We start from the raw sequence: 7943 nt of genomic DNA, 5'->3' as shown, positions 1-7943 counted from the left end.
GACCGAACCCGGTCGGTCCGGCCTCGTAGGCCACCGCCACCGGGCCGGGCACCGCCGCCAGCCAGGACCGGATGTGATCATGTGACGGGGTCAGTTTCGCTTGAACGAGCTCGCCGGTGACGCCGTCGATCGCCGCTGCCGCGACCGATCGCGCGTGCACGTCCAGCCCCACGCTCGTACGCTCGGTAAACACCGGGGCCTCCCACGCCTGTCGGATAGGCCGAGCAGGCCACTCCTGCCCGGCAACCCACGAACAAGCGTGAGCGAGGCCCCGGCCCGCAACCACCCGAAACCCGAGCGGTCACTCCATACCGTCTAGCTGTCAAGGCGTCTGCAAGTACTACCGGCACCCCTGTTGGTGGTACTTGCAGACGCCGTCAGCTGGACGCGATGCGCTGCAGCTGGTCGAACTTGCCGTTGAACAGGTTCTGGTCACCGGGGAAGAGACCGGCGGCCTGCCACTGCCAGATGGTGTGGAAGTCGAAACCCAGCGGCAGCGGCCCGAGCTTCGAGTTGTAGTGCGCGACCCACAGCGGGTTGTTCTCGCCGAACTTCACCGAGCCGCCGACGCACTTGTTCCACCAGCTCGTGGACGTGTAGATCGCCGGATGCCGCTTGGTGCGCGCGAAGACCGTGTCGCTGAACGCCTTCACCCAGGCGGTCATGGCGGCCTGGCTCATGTTGTAGCAAGTCTCGCCGTACGGGTTGTACTCCATGTCGAGCGCGGGCGGCAGTGTCTTGCCGTCCGGCGACCACCCGCCGCCGTTGTTGACGAAGAAGTTCGCCTGCGCCACACCGTCGGCGCGGTCCGGCAGTGCGAAGTGGTACGCGCCGCGGATCATGCCGACGTTGAAGGAACCGTTGTACTGCTGGGTGAACTTCGGGTTCCGGTAGTGGGTGCCCTCGGTCGCCTTGACGTAGGCGAACCGGGCTCCCTTGTCCCAGGAGGACTTCCAGTCGACGTCGCCCTGATGGCTGCTGACGTCCATGCCGGGCACTTTGTCCTCTGTCGGCGGGTCCTCCGCTGTTCGGAGGTCGCCGGTGCCTTCGTGCTTGAGGATCTGGGAACCCGCCGTGTGGTCCGCGGAGCCCTCGGGCAAGGGCGCCGCGGACGCGGGTGCCGGCACGAGGCCGGCGACGATCGCCACGATGCTGATCAAGGTCCGCATGGACTAGATCGTGCGACCATTTGTCCTAATTTGCCACCGGGGTCACCCGTCCAGGCGGGTCAGCTCCTCCTCGGTCAACTCCAGGTGGGTGGCCGAGGCCGAATCGCGGATGCTCGCGGGCCGGGAAGCACCCGGAATGGGGACTACCACTTCGGACTTCGCCAGCATCCACGCGAGACAGACCTGGTGCGCGCTGACGCCGTGCGCGTCGCCGACCTCCTTGAACGGCCCGCTCAACTCGCCCGCCTTGCCGATGCCGCCGAACGGGCTCCACGGCAGGAACGCGATGCCGAGCTTCGCGCACAGCTCCAGCTCGGGCTCGCTCGACCGGAACAACGGCGAGAACTGGTTCTGCACGGCCGCGAGCCGCCCGCCCAGGATCTCGTTGGCCTGCACGATCTCGTCCGGGTTGAAGTTCGACACACCCGCGTAGCGGATCTTGCCGTTGTCCAGCAGTTCCTTGAGCGCCCCGACCGACTCCGCGATCGGTGTCCTCGGGTCCGGCCGGTGGAACTGGTACAGGAAGATCTGGTCGACCCCGAGCCGTTGCAGCGACCCGTCCACGGCCTTGAGCAGGTACTCCGGGCGTCCGTCGAGGCCCCAGCCGCCGCCCGGCACGCGGGTGTGACCGCCCTTGGTCGCCACGAACACCTCTTCGGACCGGCCGCGCAACCCCTCGGCGATCAGCGATTCGTTGTGGCCGAAGTCGGTGTCGTCGAGCGAGTAGGCGTCGGCGGTGTCGATGAACGTCACGCCCGCGTCCAGCGCGGCGTGGATGGTCTCGATCGCCTGGGCGCGGTCCGGCCTCCCCTGGACGGAGATGGGCATGCCGCCCAGGCCGATGGCGCTGACTTCCACTTCTCCAATACGACGCTTCTGCATGAACTCCACTCTGGACCCCCTGAATTAAGCTGTCCAACGCAAAGAAGTGATCTCATTGAGCACTGCGGGTGATGAATCGTGGAACTCAGGCAACTGGAGCACTTCCTCGCGGTCGCCGACGAATGCCATTTCACGAGGGCCGCGCGCCGGATGCACGTGTCCCAGTCGGGCCTGTCGGCGTCGATCCGGGCGCTGGAGGTGGAACTCGGCGCGCCGCTGTTCCTGCGCACCACCCGCCAGGTCGAGCTGACCCAGGCCGGCCGCGCCCTGCTGCCCGAGGCACGCCGGGCGTTGAGCAGCGTCGAGTCGGCCAGGGACGCCGTCGCCGCGGTGCAGGGCCTGCTGCGCGGCACGCTGTCCGTCGGCAGCCTGCAGTGCCTGCACGTGGTGCACCTGCCCGCGGTGCTGGCGCGGTTCCACGAGCTCCACCCCGGCGTGGAGATCAGGATGCGTCAGTCCGGCAACGCGGAGCTGGTCGAGGAGGTGCGGGCGGGCCGGCTCGACCTCGCGTTCGTCGCGCGACCGCGGAGGATGGCGGACGACCTGAGAGTGTCCACTTTGGCCAGCGAACCGCTCGTGCTCGCGTGCGCGCTGGGAAGCCCTTTCGCCGCACGGGATTCCGTCGAGCTGTCCGAGCTCGCCGGTCAGTCGTTCGTCGACTTCAACGCCGACTGGGGCACGCGCGACGAGGTCGACCGCATGCTCGCCGCGGCCGGGGTCGAGCGGCACGTCGCCGTCGAGGTCAACGACGTGCACTCACTTCTCGACTTCGTCGGGTTCGGCCTCGGCGTCGCGCTAGTCCCGCAGTCCTTCGCCGTCAAGACGAACAGCGCGTGCTTCGTCGGCCTGCGCGGGGACCTGCCCGTTGCCGAGACCGTTGTCGTCACCAGCAACACCGTCGGCGCCGCCGCGAGTGTCCTGCTCGACATGGTCGCCGAGGCCAAGTCCGGCCGCCTGCGCGCTGCCGGTTAGCGGCCAGCCCGTCATCGGTGCCCGGAACTCCGTGCCGGGCAACACCTCCAGCTCACCCTTCAGCTGGGACGGAGGCTGGGTCGACGGGTGGATGAACGTGCCCACCTTCGCCCACAGCTGCACCTGTCCCTTGAAGGTGGCCTCCTGGAACGAGATGCCGCCGGCGAAGATCGCGTTGTCCATCTGCAGCCTGCCGTGGAACGTGCCACCGGAGAACAACGCGGGCTTGAGCACGTGCATGTTCCGCAGGTTCGTGATGCCGTAGAACTGGGCGCGCCGGGCGACGAAACGGTTGACGTACCTGCCGTCGAGCGAGAAGTACTCCAGGCTCGCGCCGGTCAGGTCGAGGTCGTAGTGCTCGTGCTTGCGCTTCTTCCCCCACGACAGCGTGTCCTTGATCAGCCGTTGCGCGGTCAGCCGCACCTGGTGCTCCAGCCGGGTCTCCTGCGTGACCACCGCGCTGAAGTCCTGGTCCGGATCTTCCGGCTTGGCCACGTGGGCGGGATGTTCGAACGGGCGGCGCAGGTAGGCGCACAGCACGTCGATCACGGTCTGCCGGTACCGCGGGGTGGACTTCGCGAGCCATGCCAGCGCGTGCATCGCGCCGACCCGTACCTGGTCGGCCTCGTTGCCCAGCAGCTCGACCGAGCGTGCGAACCGTTCGTCCGCGACTTTCTCGCTCTCCAGGAAGTGCTTCCGGTCGTTGAGCCACAACGCGTACAGCGCGACGATGGCACCGCCCGCGACACCCGCGGTCTTCACGATCTCGACGGGCGGCGCGTTGAACGCCCACAGCAGAACCGAGGTCCCAGCGGTGACGACCACGGCCATCATGACCGCGAACAGCCACTTCACGTCAGTTCCTCCACGCATCTGGCAGGTCGGGCTCCACCGCGAACGTACAGCCGTCCGCCTTCACGTCCGCCCACTCCGAGCCGGTGAACTTGGTCTCGCCCAGGAACTTCGACTCGGTGAGCACCGCGAGCCCGCGCGCCTTGACCCGGCTGAACCACGCCTTGCCGCGGAACTCGGTGTGGTGCAGGTAGAGCCGGCCGGTCACGTCGGCCTCGGTGAGGTACAGCGAGCCGTGGATCACCATGTGATGGAACGCGTTGGACTCGTTGAGGTGCGCCACCCGCATGACGAGGTCACCGACGTGCCGGTACGACAGGTCCATGTACTCGAGGTGCGCCTTGGTGAGGTTGAGGTCGTAGAGCACCGGGTCCTTCTCCTCGACGCGCGGCAGCAGGTCCTCGATCAGCCGTTGCGAGGTGAGCCGGACCTCCAGTTCGATCTCGTTCTGCTCGGCGTCGTAGTCCTCCATGTCGTCCTCGGCGCGCTTGAACGGCCGGCGCAGGTAGGCGCAGAGGATGTCGAGCACGGTTTGCGTGTATTCCGGCCGGGACTTGGCGAGCCCTGCCAGCGCGTGCATCGCGCCCACCCGGACCTGTGCCGCGTCATGGCCCAGCAGCTCCACGGCGCGCGCGAACCGTTCGTCGGCCACGCGGGACCTGTCGTGCTCGATGCGCTGGCTCTCGAGCTCCTGGCGGGCCTCCTCGACCTTGCGGCGCCGGTCGTTGAGCCACAACGCGTAGAGCGCCACGATCGCGCCGCCCGCGAGGCCGCCGGTCTTGATGGCCTCGTGTTTCGGCGCGCCGGGATCGATGAGCAGCAGAGCGCCTCCGACCAGCGCGAACGCGCCGAGCGACGCGAGCACGGTCAGGAGCAGCAAACTTTTCGCGCGGCGGTGCTTGCGCGCACCGGCGGCCGGCAGGAACCTCACGAGATCGGCATTCTGCCAAGCAGGAGCTACACCGGGCGGGCTGTTTGGCCGATGATGGGGTGAACAGGTCCGACTCGAACAGAGGTGAGCAGGTGGAGCGGCCGAACTGGGCGCCGGGGGACATCGACCTGGAACGGCCGAGCGTCGCACGCGTCTACGACTATCTGCTGGGCGGCGCGCACAACTTCGCCGTCGATCGGGCGGTCGCCCAGAAGACCCTGGAGATGATGCCCGCGGTGCGCACCGGTGCCCTCCAGCACCGCGCGTTCCTCCGGCGGGCCGTGCGCTACCTGCTGGACAGGGGCGTCCGGCAGTTCCTCGACCTCGGTTCCGGCATTCCGACCGTGGGCAACGTGCACGAGATCGCCCACGGGGTCGACCCTGCCTCCAGGATCGTCTACGTCGACCTGGATCCGGTCGCGGTCGCGCACAGCCGGTCGTTGCTCGAGGGCAACGAACGGGTGGGTGTGCTCCAGGCCGACGTGCGCGACCCGGTGACGGTGTTCGCCGCGCCGGAGGTGAACAACCTGCTCGACTTCGACGAGCCGATCGCGGTGCTGATGATCGCGGTGCTGCACTTCGTGTCGGACGACGAGGACCCGCCGGGCATCCTCGCCGGCTATCGCGACCGTCTCGCTCCCGGCAGCTTCCTCGCGCTGTCCCACGCCGGCTTCGAGCCGGGGGAGGAAACACCCGAGATACGCGCGGCGCGCAGCGTCTACGAGCGGAGTGTCACGCGGACGACGTTTCGCAACAGTGCCGAGCTCGCCAAGTTGTTCGACGGGTTCGACCTCGTGGAACCCGGCGTGGTGCGCCTGCCGGCGTGGCACGCGGAGGCGCCGGACGACGAGGGCGTCATGGGCACGGCTTTCCCGGGGTTCGGTGCGGTAGGCCGAAAGGCTTAGAGATGACTGCGCAGGGCGACCGGCCGTATGCTGCGCGTTCGTGGCGTTAGGGCCGAACAGATGACCGAACGGGTTGACCACCGGGTGCGTGAGAACCGCTCTCCTTTGGACCCGGCCGTTTTGGCCGGTGCCGAGTCGTTCGCGCGCAGCTGGGCCACGGCCGTCATCGGGTCGAGTTACGTACCGATGACCAGGGCCGAGGTCGCGCAACACCTCCAGGACCTCACCGAGATGCTGGTCGAGGCGCTGTACGCGAGCCCGTTCCGCACGGCGCCCGGCTACGAGATCGGCTCCCGGCTGGTCGACGCGCACTTCACCGGCACGGACACGCTCGGCCGGACCATCCAGCTCCTCGGCGACGACCTGCTGGCCGAGCTGGGCGCCACCGGTGACGAACGCCTGCAGTCCCGCCTGGCGGCTCTGCAGGGCGCGCTGTCCGCCGGATACGCCCGCGCACTGCGGGAACGCACGCTGGCCGAGCAGGAGGCGATCAGGGCGGCCGTCCTGGACGCCCGTGACCAGGCCGAGGCGATGCTGAGAGCCTCGGAGGCCCGGTTCCGCGCGATGTTCACCGAGGCCGCGATCGGCATCGGCATCGCGGACATCGAGGGCCGGATACTGGACGTCAACCAGGCCCTGCAGGACATGCTCGGGTTCAGCGTCGAGGAGATGCGCCAGTACAACGTGCGCGACCTCATGCACCCCGAGGACGCGGGCAGCGTGTGGCGGCTCTACGACCAGCTCATCGCGGGCGAGTGCGACCACTACCGCGCCGAGAAGCGCTTCCACCGGGCCGACGGCGAGCAGGTGTGGACGCACCTCACGTTGTCGCTGGTCCGCGACGACCACGGCGAGCCGCAGTACCAGGTCGCGATGATCGAGGACGTCACCGACCGCCACCTGCTGCAGAACCGCCTGCGCTACCAGGCGCTGCACGACCCGCTGACCGGCCTGCCGAACCGCGCGCTGTTCCTCGAACGCCTCGGCCGCGTGTTCAACAACCGCGCCAAGCACGCCCGCGCCGGCCTCTGCTACCTCGACCTGGACGGCTTCAAGGTCATCAACGACTCGCTGGGCCACGACACGGGAGATCAGCTCCTGGTCGAGGTCGGCCGCCGCCTGGACCACTCGGTGTCCGGCGAGGGCAAGCTGGTCGCGCGGATGGGCGGCGACGAGTTCGTGATCCTGGTCGAGGGTTCGTCCGGCGAGCAGGACATCGTCGACGTGGCCGAGCGGGTGCTGACCGAGCTGGAGGCGCCGATCCGCATCGCCGGGCACGAGCTGTCGGTCTCGGCGTCCATCGGCATCGTCGAACGGCAGCTGTCGAGCACGACGTCGGCCGACCTCATGCGCGACGCTGACATCACGCTGTACTGGGCCAAGGCCGACGGCAAGGCGCGGTGGGCGTTGTACGACCCGGAGCGCAACGCCCGCGAGGTCGCGCGGTTCACGCTGTCCGCCACGATGCCGCGTGCCTTGGAACGCGGTGAGTTCTACGTCGAGTACCAGCCGCTGGTGCGGCTGGAGGACTCGACGGTCACCGGCGTGGAAGCCCTGGTGCGCTGGCAGCACCCGGAGTTCGGCCGCCTCGCCCCCGACCGGTTCATCGAGCTCGCCGAGGAGACCGGCCTCATCGTCCCGTTAGGACGGTGGGTGCTCCGCAAGGCGTGCGAGGAAGCCCGGCGCTGGCTGGTCGAGTTCGGTGACGCGGCCCCGTTCGTGTCGGTGAACCTGGCGGTGCGTCAGTCCCGCGACCCCGAACTGGTGCGCGACGTCAAGCGCATCCTCGACGAGTGCGCCCTGCCGCCGCACCACCTGCAGCTGGAGCTGACCGAGTCGGCGATCATGGGCACCGCCGACGAGCCGCTGGAAGCGCTGCGGGCGTTGTGCGACATGGGTGTGCGCATCGCGATCGACGACTTCGGCACCGGCTACTCGAACCTGGCCTACCTGAAGCACCTGCCCGTGCACGAGCTGAAGATCGCGGGCTCGTTCATGGAGGGACTGCGGGCGGAGAACGAGGAAGACCCGGTCGACTCGCAGATCGTGGCGACCCTGGTGCAACTGGCGCACGCGTTGTCGTTGGGCGTCACGGCGGAAGGTGTGGAGACGCCGGCCCAGGCCGCCCGGTTGCTGCGACTGGGATGTGACACGGGGCAGGGCTGGTTCTTCGCCAGGCCCGGTCCACCGGAGAACATCGACAGCCTGCTGCGTGGTGATCTCTAGCTCGGG

7 protein-coding genes are annotated in these 7943 nt (G+C 68.6%); 3 read left to right on the top strand and 4 right to left on the bottom strand.

The window, feature by feature from the left end; all coding sequences use genetic code 11:
• The 3 genes from B0F77_RS25960 to B0F77_RS25950 all read right to left on the bottom strand — a co-directional run.
• A partial coding sequence (locus B0F77_RS25960) for a hypothetical protein (protein WP_425435721.1) occupies nucleotides 1–193 on the bottom strand: 193 nt, incomplete at its 3' end.
• A gap of 184 nt (nucleotides 194–377) precedes the next feature.
• A complete protein-coding gene (locus B0F77_RS25955) occupies nucleotides 378–1169 on the bottom strand; it encodes a lysozyme (protein ID WP_086665570.1) in 792 nt (263 codons plus the stop codon).
• Nucleotides 1170–1211: 42 nt separating this feature from the next.
• Nucleotides 1212–2051, bottom strand: coding sequence for an aldo/keto reductase (locus B0F77_RS25950; RefSeq protein ID WP_086665601.1), 840 nt, complete (start codon nucleotides 2049–2051; stop codon nucleotides 1212–1214).
• Nucleotides 2052–2129: 78 nt separating this feature from the next.
• On the opposite strand from B0F77_RS25950, the gene B0F77_RS25945 reads away from it, so the two are divergent.
• Entirely contained in the window at nucleotides 2130–3023 is an 894-nt protein-coding gene (locus B0F77_RS25945; RefSeq protein ID WP_086665569.1) for a LysR family transcriptional regulator, read from the top strand.
• A gap of 856 nt (nucleotides 3024–3879) precedes the next feature.
• Here B0F77_RS25945 and B0F77_RS25935 read toward each other — a convergent pair.
• Nucleotides 3880–4806 (bottom strand): hypothetical protein, encoded by a 927-nt coding sequence (locus tag B0F77_RS25935; protein ID WP_245848619.1) that lies wholly within the window; start codon nucleotides 4804–4806, stop codon nucleotides 3880–3882.
• A gap of 92 nt (nucleotides 4807–4898) precedes the next feature.
• Here B0F77_RS25935 and B0F77_RS25930 point away from each other — a divergent pair, with 92 nt between their 5' ends.
• Together B0F77_RS25930 and B0F77_RS25925 are read left to right on the top strand one after the other, a co-directional pair.
• Nucleotides 4899–5711 (top strand): SAM-dependent methyltransferase, encoded by an 813-nt coding sequence (locus tag B0F77_RS25930; protein ID WP_086665599.1) that lies wholly within the window; start codon nucleotides 4899–4901, stop codon nucleotides 5709–5711.
• 60 nt (nucleotides 5712–5771) lie between these two features.
• On the top strand, nucleotides 5772–7937 hold the full coding sequence (locus B0F77_RS25925; protein WP_211294020.1) for a putative bifunctional diguanylate cyclase/phosphodiesterase: 2166 nt from the start codon (nucleotides 5772–5774) through the stop codon (nucleotides 7935–7937).
• Nucleotides 7938–7943 lie beyond the last annotated feature (6 nt).

Origin of the sequence: Lentzea kentuckyensis (assembly GCF_002150765.1) — a bacterium.
GTDB lineage: Bacteria > Actinomycetota > Actinomycetes > Mycobacteriales > Pseudonocardiaceae > Lentzea > Lentzea kentuckyensis.
Note: the sequence above shows the minus strand (reverse complement) of the source record. Positions and strands in the feature narration are given on the sequence as shown.